Annotated in this window: 14 protein-coding genes; 5 read left to right on the forward strand and 9 right to left on the reverse strand. The window is 68.8% G+C overall.

Annotated elements, in window-relative coordinates:
- Positions 1–65: 65 nt before the first annotated feature.
- Positions 66–1,244, reverse strand: coding sequence for a BaiN/RdsA family NAD(P)/FAD-dependent oxidoreductase (locus tag BM066_RS18220; protein WP_089929831.1), 1,179 nt, complete (start codon positions 1,242–1,244; stop codon positions 66–68).
- A 52-nt stretch (positions 1,245–1,296) separates the two neighbouring features.
- Positions 1,297–2,112 (reverse strand): alpha/beta hydrolase, encoded by an 816-nt coding sequence (locus tag BM066_RS18225; RefSeq protein WP_089929832.1) that lies wholly within the window; start codon positions 2,110–2,112, stop codon positions 1,297–1,299.
- Between the two features lie 120 nt (positions 2,113–2,232).
- On the opposite strand from BM066_RS18225, the gene BM066_RS18230 reads away from it, so the two are divergent.
- Positions 2,233–3,567 (forward strand): Hsp70 family protein, encoded by a 1,335-nt coding sequence (locus tag BM066_RS18230; RefSeq protein WP_089929833.1) that lies wholly within the window; start codon positions 2,233–2,235, stop codon positions 3,565–3,567.
- Positions 3,568–3,637: 70 nt separating this feature from the next.
- Here the strand turns inward: BM066_RS18230 and ppdK are convergent, their stop codons facing one another.
- Positions 3,638–6,322, reverse strand: coding sequence for a pyruvate, phosphate dikinase (gene ppdK / locus BM066_RS18235; RefSeq protein WP_089929834.1), 2,685 nt, complete (start codon positions 6,320–6,322; stop codon positions 3,638–3,640).
- A 421-nt stretch (positions 6,323–6,743) separates the two neighbouring features.
- On the opposite strand from ppdK, the gene BM066_RS18240 reads away from it, so the two are divergent.
- Positions 6,744–8,411 carry a sensor histidine kinase gene (locus tag BM066_RS18240; protein WP_089929835.1) on the forward strand — a complete coding sequence of 556 codons (1,668 nt, stop codon included), beginning with the start codon at positions 6,744–6,746 and terminating at the stop codon, positions 8,409–8,411.
- A gap of 82 nt (positions 8,412–8,493) precedes the next feature.
- Positions 8,494–8,817, forward strand: a complete 324-nt coding sequence (locus BM066_RS18245; protein WP_089929836.1) for a GIY-YIG nuclease family protein — start codon at positions 8,494–8,496, stop codon at positions 8,815–8,817.
- A gap of 172 nt (positions 8,818–8,989) precedes the next feature.
- Here BM066_RS18245 and glyS read toward each other — a convergent pair whose 3' ends face one another.
- The 5 genes from glyS to BM066_RS18270 form a co-directional block, all read right to left on the reverse strand.
- The gene (gene glyS / locus BM066_RS18250; RefSeq protein WP_089929837.1) at positions 8,990–11,119 is read right to left on the reverse strand and encodes a glycine--tRNA ligase subunit beta; all 2,130 of its coding nucleotides are present in this window, start codon (positions 11,117–11,119) and stop codon (positions 8,990–8,992) included.
- On the reverse strand, positions 11,119–11,649 hold the full coding sequence (locus BM066_RS18255) for a YegJ family protein (protein ID WP_089929838.1): 531 nt from the start codon (positions 11,647–11,649) through the stop codon (positions 11,119–11,121). Before BM066_RS18255 ends, glyS begins: the two co-directional genes overlap by 1 nt.
- On the reverse strand, positions 11,649–12,560 hold the full coding sequence (locus tag BM066_RS18260; RefSeq protein ID WP_089929839.1) for a glycine--tRNA ligase subunit alpha: 912 nt from the start codon (positions 12,558–12,560) through the stop codon (positions 11,649–11,651). Before BM066_RS18260 ends, BM066_RS18255 begins: the two co-directional genes overlap by 1 nt.
- Positions 12,561–12,646: 86 nt before the next feature.
- Positions 12,647–13,048 (reverse strand): hypothetical protein, encoded by a 402-nt coding sequence (locus tag BM066_RS18265; RefSeq protein ID WP_089929840.1) that lies wholly within the window; start codon positions 13,046–13,048, stop codon positions 12,647–12,649.
- An 84-nt stretch (positions 13,049–13,132) separates the two neighbouring features.
- Positions 13,133–13,483: a DMT family protein gene (locus BM066_RS18270; protein ID WP_089929841.1), complete on the reverse strand. Its 351-nt coding sequence runs from the start codon at positions 13,481–13,483 to the stop codon at positions 13,133–13,135.
- Positions 13,484–13,806: 323 nt separating this feature from the next.
- On the opposite strand from BM066_RS18270, the gene BM066_RS18275 reads away from it, so the two are divergent.
- Complete coding sequence (locus BM066_RS18275; RefSeq protein WP_007665036.1) at positions 13,807–14,145, forward strand: P-II family nitrogen regulator; 339 nt, start codon at positions 13,807–13,809, stop codon at positions 14,143–14,145.
- A 27-nt stretch (positions 14,146–14,172) separates the two neighbouring features.
- Positions 14,173–15,705, forward strand: coding sequence for an ammonium transporter (locus BM066_RS18280; RefSeq protein ID WP_089929842.1), 1,533 nt, complete (start codon positions 14,173–14,175; stop codon positions 15,703–15,705).
- 111 nt (positions 15,706–15,816) lie between these two features.
- On the opposite strand, the gene BM066_RS18285 is transcribed toward BM066_RS18280, so the two are convergent.
- Positions 15,817–16,701 carry a 4-(cytidine 5'-diphospho)-2-C-methyl-D-erythritol kinase gene (locus BM066_RS18285; RefSeq protein ID WP_089929843.1) on the reverse strand — a complete coding sequence of 295 codons (885 nt, stop codon included), beginning with the start codon at positions 16,699–16,701 and terminating at the stop codon, positions 15,817–15,819.
- Between the last annotated feature and the right edge of the window lie 9 nt (positions 16,702–16,710).

A 16,710-nucleotide genomic window follows, 5' to 3' on the forward strand; every position in this document is an offset into this window, starting at 1 on the left:
CTGCACAGCGTAGATCCTCCCCCTCTGGGGGAGGTGGCCCGAAGGGCCGGAGGGGGCGGCGCGGCCTAAACCGCCTGCCCCGCGCACCAGCCCGACGCCCAGGCCCACTGGAAGTTATAGCCGCCCAGCCAGCCGGTGACGTCCACCACCTCGCCGATGAAATACAGCCCCTGCGCCGCCTTGGCCTCCAGGGTCCGCGAGTCCAGGCCGTCGGTGTCGACCCCGCCCAGCGTCACTTCCGCGGTCCGGTAGCCTTCCGAGCCCACCGGCTTGAACGTCCAGGCGTTGACCGTCGCGGCCACGCCGCGCAGCAGCACGTCCGAGCAATCGGCCATGTTGCCGTAGGCCCCGGCGTCCTCGGCGATCAGCTGGGCCAGGCGCTTGGGCAGCATCTCGCCCAGCACGGTCGACAAGGCCCGCTTGGGCGTCGCGGTCCGGGCGGTCCGCAGCGCCTGGAACACGTCGACGCCCGGCGCCATGTTCACGCTGATCTCGCCCCCCTCGCGCCAGTAGGACGAGATCTGCAGGATCGAGGGTCCGGACAGGCCGCGGTGGGTGAACAGCATGGCCTCGGCGAATTTCGTCTTACCGCTGGAGACCACCGCGTCCAGGGCCACGCCCGACAGCGGGGCCAGGCGCTCCAGGGTCTTGACCTCGAAGGTCAGCGGCACCAGGGCCGGACGGGTCTCGACGATGGCCAGGCCGAACTGCTGGGCGATCTCGTAGCCCAGGCCGGTCGCGCCCATCTTGGGGATCGACTTGCCGCCGGTGGCGACGACGACCGAACGGCAGGTCACCGGCCCGTGCGAGAAGCTGACCCGCCAGCCCTCCCCGTCCCTGGCCACGCCCTTGACCTCGGTCTCCAGGCGCAGGGTCACGCCCGCCTGCTCCATCTCGGCCAGCAGCATGTCGATGACCTGACGGGCCGAGCCGTCGCAGAACAGCTGGCCCAGGGTCTTCTCGTGGAAGGCGATGCCGTACTTCTGGACCAGGGCGATGAAGTCGCTTGGCCGATAGCGGCGCAGGGCTGAGACGCAGAACTTCGGATTGGCCGACAGGAAGTTGGCCGGGGCCGTGTTGACGTTGGTGAAGTTGCAGCGGCCGCCGCCGCTGATGCGGATCTTCTCGCCGGGGGCCTTGGCGTGGTCGACGACCAGCACCTTGCGGCCGCGCTTGCCCGCCTCGATGGCGCACATCATGCCGGCCGCGCCGGCGCCCAGCACCACGACGTCGAAATCTTCCAAGGCCCACGCCCTCTCTCTTGAGCGGCGTATCGACAGGAGGCCGGCCGGGAAGTCAATGCGGCGGGAACAGCCAGGGCAGTCCGGCCTTGGTCGACGGGTCGTAGATCGTGCCGTGGTGCTCGTTCGGCATGGGGTCGTAGCGCCAGGCCAGGCCCTTGGGCGGCGCGGCCCTGAGCGCGGCGACCACGCGATCGACGCCCGCCTGCATCGTCGTCCCCTCGTCGCCGATCGACAGGTAGAGACGGCGCCCCTTGAACCCGCCCCGCCTCAGCAGGGCCGGAGCCTGGCGTGACAGGCTCTGGTCGTCCCACCACAGGCTGGGGCTGGCGGCCAGATAGGCGTCGAAAGCCCGGGGCTCGCGCAGAAAGGTCTCGACCACGAACAGGCCGGCCAGGGATTCGCCGATCAACCCGCTGCGGCCGTCGACGCGGTAGCGCGCCTTCACCCAGGGCCGCAGTTCATCGACGAGAAAACGGCGATAGGCCGCGGAACCGCCGGACTGCGGCAGCCGCTTGACGTCGTCGGCGAAGGTCGCCGGGTGGGTCAGGTCGTGCTTGCGGTCGACGCCCTCGATCCCGACCACGATCATCGGGGCCAAGGCGCCGGCGGCGACCATCTGCGAGACGAAGTCGGTGATCTTGGGGAAATCCTCCTGAACCACCCCGCCGTCGAGCAGGTAGAGGGTTGGGAACCGCTCCTGGCCGTCCGCATAGCCCGGCGGCAGGGCCACATTGACCCGGCGCTGGCCGCCCAGCACGCGGCTGTCGACTAGGAAGGTCCCGTCCGGCGTGACCGCGCGGGCCCGGTGGGGGACGAAGGCGGGAACGGCGGCGGCGCCCGCGGCGGCCAGGAATCGTCTGCGATGCATGCCCAAGGCTCGGCCACCAAGCGCGAACCGCCAAGCGTCTTTGTCGAATGCGCCGCCCCGCGCTTGACGCCAGCGCCTGGGAGGTTAGGAACCCTGCCCTCCTCCCGCCCAGGCGCTCCCATGACGTCCGTTCCGCAAACGACGATCGGCATCGATTTCGGCACGACCAACACCGTGGTCTCGATGACCCATGGCGACGGCCCCGCCACCCTGGTCAGGTTCCCGGCGGCGGGCGGCGACATCTTCGCCTTCCGCTCGGCCCTGAGCTTCCACGCCGTCATGGGCGTCAACGGCCGGCCGAACGAACTGGTGACCGAGGCCGGCCCCTGGGCGATCGAGGCCTATGTCGAGGACCCGCTGGAGACCCGCTTCATCCAGTCGTTCAAGACCTTCGCCGCCAGCGCCGCCTTCACCGAGACCAAGATCCTCAACAAGCGCTACCTATTTGAGGACCTGCTGTCGGACTTCCTGCTGAAGCTGAAGGCCCATGGCGGCGCGGCGATGGACACCCTGCCGCCGCGGGTGATCGTCGGCCGGCCGGTGACCTTCGCCGGCGGCAATCCGGACGAGGCCCTGGCCCTGGCGCGCTACGAGGCCGGCTTCCGGCGCCTGGGCTTCAACGACATCCGCTACGCCTACGAGCCCGTCGGTGCGGCGTTCTTCTTCGCCCGCCAGCTGAAGCAGGACGCCACCGTGCTGGTCGCCGACTTCGGCGGCGGCACCAGCGACTTCTCGATCGTGCGGTTCGAGCGGGTCCCTTCTGAAAATGGGGGCGACAAGTTGCGCTCCACCGCCCTGGCCCGCTCGGGGGTCGGCGTGGCCGGCGACGCGTTCGACTACCGGATCATCGACCAGCTGGTCTCACCCGAGCTGGGCAAAGGCAGCCTCTACAAGGCGTTCGACAACCGTCTGCCGATCCCCCAGCGCTACTACACCGCCTTCGCCCGCTGGGATCAGCTGGCCCTGCTGCGCGCCTCCAAGGACATGCGCGACATCCGCGCCCTGGAGCGCACGGCGATGGAGCCCGAGAAGATCGCCCGCCTGATCGAAGTGCTGGACGACAACCACGGCTACGCCCTCTACCGCGCCGTCTCGGCCCTGAAGGAGGCGCTGTCGAGCCGGGACGAGGCGACGTTCCGCTTCGAGGCCGGCTCGGTGCTGATCGAGAAAGCCGTCCGGCGCACGGACTTCGAGGGCTGGATCGCCCCGGAGCTGAAGGCCATCGAGACCGCCGTCGACCAGGCGCTGGAGCGCTCGGGCCTGGGGCCGGACGGCGTCGACCGCGTCTTCCTCACGGGCGGCAGCTCGTTCGTCCCGGCCGTGCGCGAGATCTTCCTGCGCCGCTTCGGCGCGGCGAAGATCGAGAGCGGCGGCGAGTTCGAATCCATCGCCTCGGGCCTGGCCCTGATCGGCCGCGAGAGCGACCTGGACCTGTGGAGCGAGAAGGTGGGCTGACCCTTCGAACGCAGAAAGGGCCGCGCGATCTGCATCGCGCGGCCCTTTCCTTGTCGACGTCGCGGGATCGCTACTTGCCGTTCAGCGCCGCCTGGGCCGCCGCCAGGCGAGCGATCGGCACGCGGTAGGGCGAGCAGGACACGTAGTCCAGGCCGACGCTCTCGCAGAAGGTGATCGAGGCGGGGTCGCCGCCGTGCTCGCCGCAGATGCCCAGCTTGACGTCCGGACGGGCCGCGCGGCCGCGCTCGGCGGCGATGCGGATCAGGTCGCCGACGCCCTCCTGGTCGAGGCTGACGAAGGGGTCCTTGTCGAAGATGCCCTTGTCGATATAGGCGCCCAGGAACTTGCCGGCGTCGTCGCGGCTGATGCCGAAGGTGGTCTGGGTCAGGTCGTTGGTGCCGAAGCTGAAGAACGCGGCGTTGGCGGCCAGGTCGCCGGCCCGCAGGGCGGCGCGCGGCAGTTCGATCATGGTGCCGACCGTGTACTGAAGATCCACGCCCTGCTCTTCCAGCACCGCCTTGGCGGTGCGGTCGGTCAGGTCGCGCAGGTACTTCATCTCCTCGCCCTTGGCGACCAGCGGGTGCATGATCTCGGGAATCGGCGCGGCCTTGCCGGACTTGGCGATGTCGCAGGCCGCCTCGAGGATCGCCCGCACCTGCATCTCGTAGATCTCGGGATACGACACGCCCAGGCGGCAACCGCGGTGACCCAGCATCGGGTTGGTCTCGTGCAGCTCCTTGGCCCGGCGCAGCAGCTTGCCGGCGTCCAGGCCCGTGGCCTCGGCCACCGCCGCGACGTCTTCCTCCGTATGCGGCAGGAATTCGTGCAGCGGCGGGTCCAGCAGGCGGATGGTGACCGGCAGGCCCTCCATGATCGTGAACAGCTCGACGAAGTCGGCTTTCTGGAAGGGCGCGATCTTGGCCAGGGCGGCGCGGCGGCCGGCCTCGTCGTCGGCCAGGATCATCTCGCGCACGGCGGCGATCCGGGTGTCGTCGAAGAACATGTGCTCGGTGCGGCACAGGCCGATGCCTTCCGCGCCGAACTGCCGGGCGGTCTGGGCGTCGAGCGGGGTCTCGGCGTTGGCGCGGACCTTCATCCTGCGCGCCGCGTCGGCCCATTCCATCAGGGTGGCGAAGTCGCCGGTCAGCTCGGGCTCGATCATCTTGGGCGCGCCGACCAGGATCTCGCCGGTCGAGCCGTCGATGGTGATGGTCTCGCCGGCCTTGAACTCGCGGCCGCGCACCCGGAACAGCCCTTCCTTGGGGAAGATGGCCACATCGCCCGCGCCGCTGACGCAGGCCCGGCCCATGCCGCGCGCCACCACGGCGGCGTGGCTGGTCATGCCGCCCCGGGCGGTGATGATGCCCCGCGCGGCGTGCATGCCGTGGATGTCCTCGGGGCTGGTCTCCTCGCGCACCAGGATCACGGCCTCGCCGGCGGCGGCGGCCTTTTCGGCGGCGTCGCTGTCGAAGACGATCTTGCCCGTGGCCGCGCCGGGCGAGGCCGGCAGGCCCTTGGCGATCAGCTCGCGATGGGCGGTGGGGTCGATGGTCGGGTGCAGCAGCTGGTCCAGCGAGGCCGGCTCGACGCGGCCGATGGCCTCCTCGCGGCTGATCACGCCCTCGGCGGCCATGTCGACGGCGATCTTCAGGGCGGCCTTGGCCGTGCGCTTGCCGCTGCGGGTCTGCAGCATGTAGAGCTTGCCCTGCTCGACCGTGAACTCGATGTCCTGCATGTCGCGGTAGTGGCGCTCCAGCGTCTCGACCACGGTCTTGAACTGGCCGAACACCGTCGGCATCGCCTCTTCCATCGAGGGGGCCGTGTCGCCCATCTCCTCGCGGGCGGCCTTGGTCAGGGACTGCGGCGTGCGGATGCCGGCCACCACGTCCTCGCCCTGGGCGTTGATCAGGAACTCACCGTAGAGGCGGCCGTCGCCGTTGCTGGGGTTGCGGGTGAAGGCCACGCCCGTGGCCGAGGTCTCGCCCATGTTGCCGAACACCATCGACTGGATATTGACGGCGGTGCCCCAGGCCTCGGGGATGTCGTGCATGCGGCGATAGAACTTGGCCCGGTCGTTCATCCAGCTGGCGAACACCGCGCCGATCGCGCCCCACAGCTGCTCCTGGGCGTCCTGCGGGAACGGCTTGCCCAGGGCCTCGCGCACGGCGGCCTTGTAGTCCTTGATCACCCCGGCCCAGTCGTCGGCCGTCAGGGCCGTGTCGACCGTGACGTCCAGCCGGTCCTTGTGGTCGTCGAGGATCTCCTCGAACATGTGGTGCTCTAGGTCGAGCACGACGTTGGAGTACATCTGGATGAAGCGGCGATAGCTGTCATAGGCGAACCGGCGGTCGCCGGAGAGCTGGGCCAGGCCCTCGACGGTCTCGTCGTTGAGGCCCAGGTTCAGGACGGTGTCCATCATGCCCGGCATCGAGGCCCGGGCGCCCGAGCGCACCGACACCAGCAGCGGGTTGGCCACGTCGCCGAAGCGCTTGCCGGTCAGTTGCTCGACCGTCGCCAGGCCGGCCTTGACCTGGTCGGCCAGTTCGGCCGGGTACTGCTTGCCGTTGGCGTAGTAGTGGACGCAGGCCTCGGTCGTCACCGTGAAGCCCGGCGGCACCGGCAAGCCCAGGGACGACATCTCGGCGAGATTGGCGCCCTTGCCCCCCAGCAGGTTCTTCATCTTGGCGTCGCCGTCGGCGCCGCCCCCCCCGAACGAATAGACCCATTGCGTCGTGGTCAGCGTATCAACCGGCATATCTTGTTCACCCTGCGATAGTGAAAAACCGGCGGCTCTCTGATGGAACCGTCCTGGCTTGGGACAATGAGCGTAACGCCCATCCCGCACTGCAATATCCGGGCGTTCAGTAGCATCTTGTCAAAGAAGCCGTCCACCGACGGTTTGCGGTTCGCAGTCTAAACCGAAATTTCGGCAAATTCTTCCAATGACAACGTTGTCCTGACCGAGATTTGCGCGAATACCCGTATCGACGAACATCGCGCCGAGTCTTGGGGCCGGCGCCATGCGCCCCTTCTCGCCATGGTGAAGCTAGGGTTCGGGGCCGGTTGCAGAGCAGATCGACGGCGGCGATGCGACCGCGCCGGGCGAGTCGAAACGCCGCTGTGACCAAAAGCCGCGCCCTCCGCCGTCGCGATCCGGAATGCGGTAGGACTGCGGCATGACGTGGCTCAATCCCTCCTCCGTGACGCGCGGCGTACGATCCCTGCACTGGATCGTCGGCGCGACCATCGTCCTGGTGGCCGTCTCGGTCCTGGGCAGCGTCGCCCTGATGCTGTTCGCCGCCCGCTCGCTGGACCGCCTGGAGAGCCAGGACGAGCGCGAACTGGTCCAGCGCACGATCCAGCGCGACCTGCAGCGCACGACCCGCGAACTGACCTCGGCGACGGTCTGGGACGACGCCGCCAAGGCCATGGGCCCGCCCGTCGACCTGGCCTGGGCCGACATCAACACCGGCGCCTACTACCATCAGTACTTCCAGCACGACCTGACCTTCGTCATACGCGACGGCCGAATGATCTACGGGTCGCTGGCGGGCGCCCGGGTGTCCGCCGACGCCCTGGGCGCGCTGCCGGCCGACGCCGCGCCGCTGATCGCCCGGGTCGCCGCCAAGGCCCAGGCCGTGCACCGCGCCAACCGCTTTGGCCTCGCGAATTCGACCACGGACGCCGGCCTGGTGCGGTCCGGCGACGAGATCTATCTGGTGGCGGCCGCCGACGTGATCGCCGAGACCGCCCCGCTCGCGGCCGCCCAGCGGGAAACGCCGCCCGCGGTGGTGGTCACCGCGCGCCGGATCAGCACGGCCTACACCCGCGGCCTGCGGCAGGACCTGGGCATCGAGGGCCTGTCGTTGATCGCCGAGAGCCGGTCCAGCGACACCAGCATCCCGCTGCACGACATCCGGGGCCAGCCGATCGGCGCGCTCAGCTGGACGGCGCACGATCCGGGCACCTCGCTGCTCAAGGCCGGAGCCCCCTGGATCGTTCTGGTCTTCGTCGCGCTGCTGGCCGCGGCCGTCGTCCTGTTCCTGCGGGTCACCGACGCCCTGCACAAGCTGGCCGACAGCCGTCGCGCCCTGATCGCGGCCAAGGAGGAGGCCGAGGCCGCCAACGTCGCCAAGACCCAGTTCCTGGCCAATATGAGCCACGAGATCCGCACGCCGTTGAACGGGGTCCTGGGCATGACCCAGGTCATGCAGGCCGACCAGCTGCCGGACCACCAACGCAGCCGCCTGGACCTGATCCACCAGTCCGGCCAGGCGCTGCTGGCCCTGCTGAACGACATTCTCGACATGGCGCGGCTGGAGAGCGGCCGGGTTCGCCTGCGCGACGAGCCCTTCGACCTGCCGGTCCTGGTGGAGGCGACCTGCGCCCTGTTCTCGGGCGCGGCCGCCAACAAGGGCATCGCCCTGAGCTTCGCGGTGGCGCCGGGCTGCGAAGGCGCCTGGATCGGCGATCCGATCCGCCTGCGGCAGGTGCTGGGCAACCTGGTCGCCAACGCCGTCAACTTCACGCACCACGGCTCGGTGCGGGTCGAGGTGCGGGCCTCCGAAACCGGCCTGCGGTTCGAGGTGCGCGACACCGGCGTCGGCATCGCGCCGGAGCATCGCCCCCGGCTGTTCAAGATCTTCTCGCAGCTCGACACCTCCATGACCCGCGCCTACGAGGGCTCGGGCCTGGGCCTGGCGATCAGCCACGACGTCGTCACCCTGATGGGCGGCGTGATCGGCGTCGACAGCACGCCCGGCGCCGGCTCGACCTTCCATTTCGAGGCCCCGCTGCGCCGGGCGCGGACGGAACGGCCGTCGCTTAGGGTGGTGGGGCGATAAAAGTCGAAGACGACGATTTCTCGCGTTGCCTCGACGGTCGACCCTAAGTTTGGCTGACGACTCCCTTGTCTAGGACGTCGTCATGGTTCCTCGTGAAGCCTGGATCGCTGTCTACATGATGGCGGATCACTATCGCGGCACGCTCTATACTGGCGTCACCGCCTATTTTCACAGCCGCATCATCCAGCATCGCGAAGGTCGAGGCGGTTTCACCAAGCGTTATGGGCTTACGCGCCTGGTTTGGTACGAGGTTCACGACCTGATGACCGAAGCCATTCAGCGCGAGACCTCGCTCAAGCGCTATCCCCGCCAATGGAAGATCAATCTGATCGAGGCCGACAATCCACATTGGGACGATCTATACGCGTCGGTGTTCGAGTGGACGCCAGTTCCGCGACAGGTCTAGCCAAACCCAACCCTCCGTCATTCTCGCCCTTGTGGCGAGAATCCCTGGTTCAGCCCGCAAGGGCGTCACCTTGGCGCGCCGGCGCGCCACACCGCTGCCCGTGCGGCGGACAAAGGGATTCTCGCCACAAGGGCGAGAATGACGATCGGTGGTGGGTTCGGAGCCCGGCCCCCTACCCGCCGATCAGCGAGAAGTCGGCCACCTGGCCCATGGCGTCGCGGACAGCGGCCAGGGTTTTCAGGCGGCTGTCGCGTTCGGCCGGGACGTCCGAATTGACGAACACCCCGTCCAGGAAGGCGTCGACCGGGCCGCGCAGGCCGGCCAGCTCCCGCATGGCGGCGGTGAAGTCCTCGGCGGCCAGGGCGTCGGCCAGCGGCTTTTCGATCATCCGCAGGGCGTCGTGCAGTTGCACCTCCGGAGCCGAGGCGTCGGGCAGGATCTCGCGGCCGCCTTGCGCCTTCCAGCCCTTCTTCTCCTCCGCCTTGAGGATGTTGGAGGCGCGCTTGTAGCCGGCCAGCAGGTTCTTGCCGTCATCGGTCTTGAGGAACCCGTCCAGCGCCTCGACCCGGGCGACGATGCGCACCAGGTCGTCGTCGCCGAGCGCGAACACGGCGTCGACGAGGTCGTGACGCTTGCCCTGGTCCTTGAGCGTGACCTTCAGGCGGTCAGCGAAGAAGGCGAGAAGGTCGTAGACTACCGCCCGGGCGGCGCGTGAATCTTCGTCCTCCGGCAGTGGCGCGTCAGGCCGAAGCGATACGTTGAGCATGCCCGACTTGAAGAGACGTACGAAACCCAGTAGCGCGCTGCCCCCCGCGAATAACAATGGCAAGCGGTGGCCGCCATCCAGGATCGTGCGGATCACACCTAGGGCGGCGCGACGCAGCGCATAAGGGTCCTTGGAGCCGGTCGGCTTCTCGTCGATGACGAAGAAGCCGGCCAGGGTGTCGAGCTTGTCCGCCAGAGCCACCGCCACGCTAAGCGGTGCGGCCGGAACAGCGTCGGACGGCCCCTGGGGCTTGTAGTGGTCGCGGATGGCGCCGGCGATGTCAGCGTCGAGGCCAAATTCGCGGGCGTAGTAGCCGCCCATCAGACCCTGTAGTTCAGGGAACTCGCCCACCATCTGTGAGGCGAGATCGCCCTTGGCCAAGCGCGCGGCTTCTCTGGCCTTTTCAACGTCGGCGCCCACCTGCGGCGCAATCCAAGTAGCCAGGGCGACGATGCGCTCCACCCGCTCGGCCATGGTGCCCAGCTTGGCGTGGAAGGTCACGCCGTTCAGCTTGTCCAGCCACGGCTCGAAGCCGACCTTGACGTCCTCGTCCCAGAAGAACCGGGCGTCGGACAGGCGCGAGGACAGCACCTTGGCGTTGCCCTCGGCGATCACCTTGCCGCCGTCGGCCGACTGGACGTTGGCGATGGTGATGAAGTGCGGGGCTAGGCCACCAGTGGCCGGGTCGCGGACCGCGAAATACTTCTGGTGGGTGCGCATCGAGGTGCGGATCACCTCGCCCGGCAGGTCCAGGAAGGCTGGGTCCATGTCGCCCAGCACCGGGGTCGGCCATTCGGCCAGGCCGGCGACTTCCTCGAGCAGACCCAGGTCCTCAACCAACTCCAGGTTCCGGGCGAAGCACAGGGTCTTGCAGCCTTCCAGGATGCGGCTCTTGCGCTCCTCGACGTCCAGCACGACGAAGTGGTCGAGGAGGCCCTTGGCGTATTCGTCGAAGTCGCGCGCCTTGAACGGCTGGCCGCCCCAGCCGTAGCCGACGCGCATGAAGCGGTGGCCCTCGGTGACGTCGCCGGCCTCGATCCCCTCGATGGCGAACGGCACGACCTCGCGGTCGAACACGCAGAGGATGCGCTTGAGCGGCCGCACCCAGCGCAGCTTGGACGCCCCCCAGGTCATCGACTTGGGCCAGGGGAAGCCGCGGATGATCGCCTCGACCATCTCGGCGACGATCTGCGTCGTCGGGCGGCCGGTCTTCTCGATGAAGGCCATCCAGACGCCGTCGCGCTCGACCAGCTGATCCTGGGTCAGGCCCGCCTTGCGCAGGAAGCCTTCCAGGGCTTGCGGCGGGGCGCCGACGCGCGGCCCCTTCAGCTCCTCCTTGCGATCGGCCTGGGCGATCGGCAGGCCCTCGACCACCAGGGTCAGGCGGCGCGGGCCGGCGAAGGTCTTCAGAGCCTCGGGCAGGAAGCCGGCGGCGGCCAGGTGCTCGCGCGCCATGCGCTCCAGGTCGCGCGCGGCGCCGGCCTGCATGCGGGCGGGGATCTCTTCGGAGAACAGTTCGAGAAGGAGTTGGGGCATCAGGATGCGTCGGACTCGACAGGATTTTCAGAGAGCATCGCGCGCACCTGCGCCGCTTCGGCGGGGTCGATGTGCTTGATGACGATGCGGGTCGTGTAGTGGCCGTAGAGCTTGCCGTTCTTCTCGTAGGCCCAGTCGGAGATCTGGGCCCTGGTGAAGGTGACCGGCGAGCCCAGCTTCAGGCCCGGCAGGTTGTCGGGATCGTTGGCCAGGCGGCCGGTGATCGTGTCGCCCTTGGCCTCGATGTCGGACACCCAGATGTGTTCGTGACCGTTCGACGTGGCTAGGCCGACCTTCAGCGACGAGGGCTCGCCGGGCTTGGTCCGCAGATGGTTCCAGAACACCGGCAGCGTCTTGCGGGCCGCGGCGATGGCGGCGTTCATCTCGGCGTCGTCCGCGCCGAAATTGACGATCTGGTCCTCGGCCGCGACAGCCTGTCCCTCGCCCTGCCCCTGGGACGGCGCGGTCTGGGCCGGCCCGCAGGCCCCTAGCGCCAGGGCGGCCAGGCCCACGCAGAACAGCGCGCGCATCAGGCGGCGTCCTGCTGTTCGACCCAGGCGCTGGCGCACAGCTTGCACAGGTCGCGGATGCGGCCGATGTAGCTGGCGCGCTCGGCGACGGCGATCGCGCCGCGGGCGTTCATCAGGTTGAACAGGTGGCTGGCCTTGAGGACCATGTCGTAGGCCGGCAGGACCAGGGACTTGCCCTGGTAGGAGCGCGCCAGCATCAGCGGGACCTGTTGCTCCATGTCCTCGAACTGGCGCTTGAGCACGGCCACGTCGTAGCCGTGGAAGTTGGCTTCCGACTGCTGGCGCTCGTTCTCCAGGAACACGTCGCCATAGGTCAGGTGGCCCAGCGGCGCGTCGGGATCGTTGAACGGCAGGTCGTAGACGTTGTCGACGCCGAACACGTACATGGCCAGGCGCTCCAGGCCGTAGGTCAGCTCGCCGGCCACCGGCGAGACGTCCAGCCCGCCCACCTGCTGGAAGTAGGTGTACTGGCTGACTTCCATGCCGTCGCACCAGACCTCCCAGCCCAGGCCCCAGGCGCCGACGGTGGGGTTTTCCCAGTCGTCCTCGACGAAGCGGATGTCGTGGGTGCGCAGGTCCAGGCCGATGGCTTCCAACGACCCCAGATAGAGGTCCTGCATGTTGGGCGGGTTCGGCTTCAGGATCACCTGGTACTGGTAATAGTGCTGCAGGCGGTTGGGGTTCTCGCCATAGCGGCCGTCGCCCGGACGGCGCGAGGGCTGGACATAGGCCGCGTTCCAGGGCTTGGGGCCGAGCGCGCGCAGCACCGTGGCCGGGTGCAGGGTCCCCGCCCCCACCTCGACGTCGTGCGGCTGCAGGATCACGCAGCCCTGGGCGCTCCAATAGTCGTGGAGCGTCAGGATCAGGTCCTGAAAGGATTTGGGTTTTTCTTGGGTTTTCGCGGCGGGCATCAGGGTCCGAACAGGGCCAGAAAAAAGTCGGCGGACCATAGGGCCCGCCGACTGGCGCTTCAAGCGATGTTGGACCGTCGGAGGGCTTAGTTGCCCCTGGCGGCGGAGCGCTTGCCGGCGTTCGACAGCGGCGCCCCGTAGAGCTTGCGGTTTTGCGGGGTGTCGGCGATCGGCGGATTGGAGGTCACGTTGGGGTCGCCGGCCTTCAGCGTGGCCTGCTGCTCGGCCGGCATCGACGAGACGCGGCCGGCGGTGTCGGTGGCCGTGCCGGTCGGCGCCGTCATCGAGGTCATCGGGTCGGTCGGCGGCGTGGCCGCGGGGGCGGGAGGCAGGGTCTGGTCGGCCGGCGCCGCGGCGGTCGGGTCCGGGTTCACCGGGACGCCTGGCATGGTCTGCGGCGTCGTGGTCTGAGGCGCCGTCGATTGAGCCATGGCCGCGCCGGACATCAGCGCCAGGGCGGCGGCTGCGGTGGCGATACGCACAAACATGGGGCTGATCCTTCTGGAGGAATACAGCCACAACAGCGTTTCGGCCTTGGACTCCGTTGCGCGGATCACGGGGTCGTGAACGCTCTACTTGAAGAACATCACGATCGCCACGCCCACGAAGATGAAGCCGAACCCGACCAGCGTCTTCCAGCTGATCGCCTCGCCCAGGTAGAAGACCGAGAACAGCGTGAAGACGACCAGGGTGATCGCCTCCTGTCCGGTCTTCAGCTGGGCGGTGGTGTAGACGTTGTGGCCCAGGCGGTTGGCGGGCACCGCCAGCATGTATTCCGGCAAGGCGATCAGCCAGCTGGTGACGATAGCCATCAGCATCGTCGTCGTGCGGCTCTTCAGGTGGCCGTACCAGGCGAAGGTCATAAAGACGTTCGAGGCGATCAGCAGGCACCAGGGCGCGATCTTGAACAAGACGGAAGGCATGGGGCGGTGGAAACTCCAGATCGCGACGAAGGCCGGCGATTGTATACGGTTCGCGACAAGCTGAGCCAACCGGTCCTTTCGAACGCTGAAACGCCGACTTTTTCGGCGCCAAAGGTCGCCCATGCCTAAAATAAAGGCGCCACGTCCCTTTCGTTTCCAATTCCCTACCGTGCGACAGCCATGGGGGAAGCGCGACCGATAGCGTGAAGACGCCGGGGAAACGATGCGGACTCATGAGCCTGCGTCGCGGTGTCGAGTGAGCAACGCGCTCTAAAACCAATTCTAAGGGGAGCCCGCTCAGTCGGCGGGTCGGAGCAAGGCGGATGAAACTGATCATAGCGATCGTCAAACCCTTCAAGCTCGACGAGGTCCGCGAGGCGCTCGTCGCCGCGGGCGTCGAAGGCCTGACGGTGTCCGAGGTCAAGGGCTACGGCCGTCAGAAGGGCCAGACCGAAATCTATCGCGGCGCCGAATACCAAGTGAACTTCGTGCCGAAGGTGAAGCTGGAAGCCGTCGTCGACGACGCGTCGGCGGCCAAGGCGGTCGAGGCGGTCAAGGCCGCGGCGGCCACGGGCAAGATCGGCGACGGCAAGATCTTCGTCCTCAATGTCGAGGAAGCCGTTCGCATCCGGACCGGCGAAACCGGCCCGGCCGCTTTGTAATTCGTCGGGGAAAAGGGGATACCAACGATGAGACTGCACTTTAAACCGCTGGCCGGGCTGATGCTCGCCGCGACCTTGGCGGGGGCTCCGCTGGGCGCCGTCGCCTTCGCCCAGGACACGGCGGCTCCGGCCGCCGCCGCCCCGGCCGCGGCCACGCCCGCCCCCGCCGCGACGCCGGCCGCCGCTCCGGCTCCGGCCGCGGCCGCTCCGGCGACCATCGTCGACAAGCAGGACAAGGGCGACAACGCCTGGATGCTGGTCTCGTCGCTGCTGGTCCTGCTGATGATCATCCCGGGGCTGGCCCTGTTCTACGGCGGCCTGGTCCGTTCGAAGAACATGCTGTCGGTCATGATGCAGGTCTCGACCGTCGCCATCATCGGCATCGTCGCCTGGGTGCTGTGGGGCTACAGCTTCGCCTTCACCGACGGCGGCAGCTGGGACACCTTCGTCGGCGGCCTCAGCCGTCTGTTCCTGACCGGCGTCACCCCGTCGAGCGTGGTCGCCACGTTCTCGACCGGCGTCGTCATCCCCGAGCTGACCTTCATCGTCTTCCAGTCGACCTTCGCCGCGATCACCGCCGCCCTGGTCGTCGGTTCGCTGGTGGAGCGCTTCAAGTTCTCGGCCGCCGTGGTTTTCGCCGTCCTGTGGCCCCTGCTCTCCTACTATCCGATCGCCCACATGGTCTGGTGGTGGCCGGGTCCTGACGCCATCGCCCTGCACCCGACCGACCCGATCAAGGCCGGCCTGAGCTGGAGCTTCGGCGCCCTCGACTTCGCCGGCGGCACCGTCGTCCACATCAACGCCGGCATCGCCGCTCTGGTCGGCGCCCTGATCCTGGGCAAGCGCCAAGGCTACGGCAAGGAGCCGATGCCCCCGCACTCCCTGACCCTGACCCTGGTCGGCGCCGGCCTGCTGTGGGTGGGCTGGTTCGGCTTCAACGCCGGCTCCAACCTGGAAGCCAACGGCTACGCCTCGCTGGCGATGATCAACACCTTCGTCGCCACCGCCGCCGCCGGCCTGTCCTGGATCGTGGTGGAATGGGTCACCCGCAAGAAGCCGTCGGCCCTGGGCCTGGCTTCGGGCATCGTGGCCGGCTTGGTCGCCGTGACCCCGGCCGCCGGCTTCGCCGGCCCGATGGGCGCGCTGATCCTCGGCCTGGTGGTCTCGCCGATCTGCATCTTCTTCTGCTCGGTCGTGAAGAACGCGCTGAAGTACGACGACAGCCTGGACGCCTTCGGCATCCACGGCATCGGCGGCATCGTCGGCGCCATCGGCACCGGCCTGCTGGTCAATCCCAAGTGGGGCGGCGCCGGCGTCGTCGACTACGCCAGCTGCGCCAAGGACGGCGACATCTCGACCTGCGACACGGCCGTCTACAGCCTGGCCACCCAGGTGATGAGCCAGGTCAAGGCCGTCGGCGTGACCATCGTCTGGTCGGCCGTCGCCTCGGCCATCGTCTTCTTCGTGATCAAGCTGATCATCGGCCTGAAGGCTTCGCCGGAATCCGAGGAAGAAGGCCTGGACATCTCCGAGCACGGCGAACGCGCCTACCACAGCTAAGGCTGGGGTTCGGACGACAAAAGGAAGGCCCGGAAGCTTCGGCTTCCGGGCCTTTTCTCTATGAGCTGCGCCGTGACGCGCGGTCCCGCTCGTCGCCGAGCAAGGCGACCGTCACGCGAACGGCCCGCCCAGCCGGCAGCGCCGGACCCACCAGTCGGGCCGCATCCGCTCGATCCGCTCGGCCAGGCCCTCGGCCTCGATGTCGCCGGCGCACAGGGCGAAGCAGGTGGCGCCGGAGCCGGACATCCGGGCCAGCAGGGTCTCGGGCTCGCCGGCCAGCAGGTCCAGCACCTGGCCGATGCGCGGCTCCAGGGTCACGGCCGGCGCCTGCAGGTCGTTGCGGGTAAAGCCAGCCAGCCAGGCGCAGACCTCCTCGATGCTGGCCAGCCCGTCCGGCAGCGGCGGCGGCGCTTCCCCGTCGGGCGCGACGGCCGCGTCATAGGCGCGATAGACGGCGCCCGTTGGTGAGGGAACCAGCGGATTGACCAGCACGGCGTGCAGCTCGGGCAGGGCCGGCGCGGGCGACAGGCGTTCGCCCCGGCCCTGGGCCATCACCGGCGCGCCCCACAGGCAGGCCGCGCCGTCGGCGCCCAGGCTGGCGGCCACGGCCTCCAGGTCGCCGTCGGGCAGGTCGGGCGCCAGGGCCTCGCGCAGCAGCCTCAGGGCGGCTCCCGCGTCGCTGGAGCCGCCGCCCAGGCCGGCGGCGATCGGCAGGGCCTTGTCGAGGATCAGGCGGAACGGCGGGACCGGCCCGCCCAGGCGGTCGCGCAGGGCGTTAGCCGCCCGCACCACCAGATTGCCGCCGTCCAGCGGGATCTGGCCGCCGAACCGCCCCGTCGCCTCGAAGCCGGGCGCGTCGGCCGCCTGCAGCCTGACCCGGTCGCCGACGTCGGCGAACAGCATCAGGCTGGAGATCGGATGATAGCCGGCCGCGTCGGGCCCGCCGACGTGCAGGAACAGATTGACCTTGGCCGGGGCGAAGGCGTCGAGGCGCATGACTTACCC

It is taken from the genome of Caulobacter sp. UNC279MFTsu5.1, assembly GCF_900114015.1.
Lineage (GTDB): Bacteria > Pseudomonadota > Alphaproteobacteria > Caulobacterales > Caulobacteraceae > Caulobacter.

Excerpts from the sequence above, each read along its gene's own strand:
- BM066_RS18225 (WP_089929832.1), bottom strand. The coding sequence starts at position 2,112 with ATGCATCGCAGACGATTCCTGGCCGCCGCGGGCGCCGCCGCCGTTCCC.
- BM066_RS18230 (WP_089929833.1), top strand. The coding sequence starts at position 2,233 with ATGACGTCCGTTCCGCAAACGACGATCGGCATCGATTTCGGCACGACC.
- ppdK (WP_089929834.1), bottom strand. The coding sequence starts at position 6,322 with ATGCCGGTTGATACGCTGACCACGACGCAATGGGTCTATTCGTTCGGG.
- BM066_RS18240 (WP_089929835.1), top strand. The coding sequence starts at position 6,744 with ATGACGTGGCTCAATCCCTCCTCCGTGACGCGCGGCGTACGATCCCTG.
- BM066_RS18245 (WP_089929836.1), top strand. The coding sequence starts at position 8,494 with ATGGTTCCTCGTGAAGCCTGGATCGCTGTCTACATGATGGCGGATCAC.
- glyS (WP_089929837.1), bottom strand. The coding sequence starts at position 11,119 with ATGCCCCAACTCCTTCTCGAACTGTTCTCCGAAGAGATCCCCGCCCGC.
- BM066_RS18255 (WP_089929838.1), bottom strand. The coding sequence starts at position 11,649 with ATGCGCGCGCTGTTCTGCGTGGGCCTGGCCGCCCTGGCGCTAGGGGCC.
- BM066_RS18260 (WP_089929839.1), bottom strand. The coding sequence starts at position 12,560 with ATGCCCGCCGCGAAAACCCAAGAAAAACCCAAATCCTTTCAGGACCTG.
- BM066_RS18265 (WP_089929840.1), bottom strand. The coding sequence starts at position 13,048 with ATGTTTGTGCGTATCGCCACCGCAGCCGCCGCCCTGGCGCTGATGTCC.
- BM066_RS18270 (WP_089929841.1), bottom strand. The coding sequence starts at position 13,483 with ATGCCTTCCGTCTTGTTCAAGATCGCGCCCTGGTGCCTGCTGATCGCC.
- BM066_RS18275 (WP_007665036.1), top strand. The coding sequence starts at position 13,807 with ATGAAACTGATCATAGCGATCGTCAAACCCTTCAAGCTCGACGAGGTC.
- BM066_RS18280 (WP_089929842.1), top strand. The coding sequence starts at position 14,173 with ATGAGACTGCACTTTAAACCGCTGGCCGGGCTGATGCTCGCCGCGACC.
- BM066_RS18285 (WP_089929843.1), bottom strand. The coding sequence starts at position 16,701 with ATGCGCCTCGACGCCTTCGCCCCGGCCAAGGTCAATCTGTTCCTGCAC.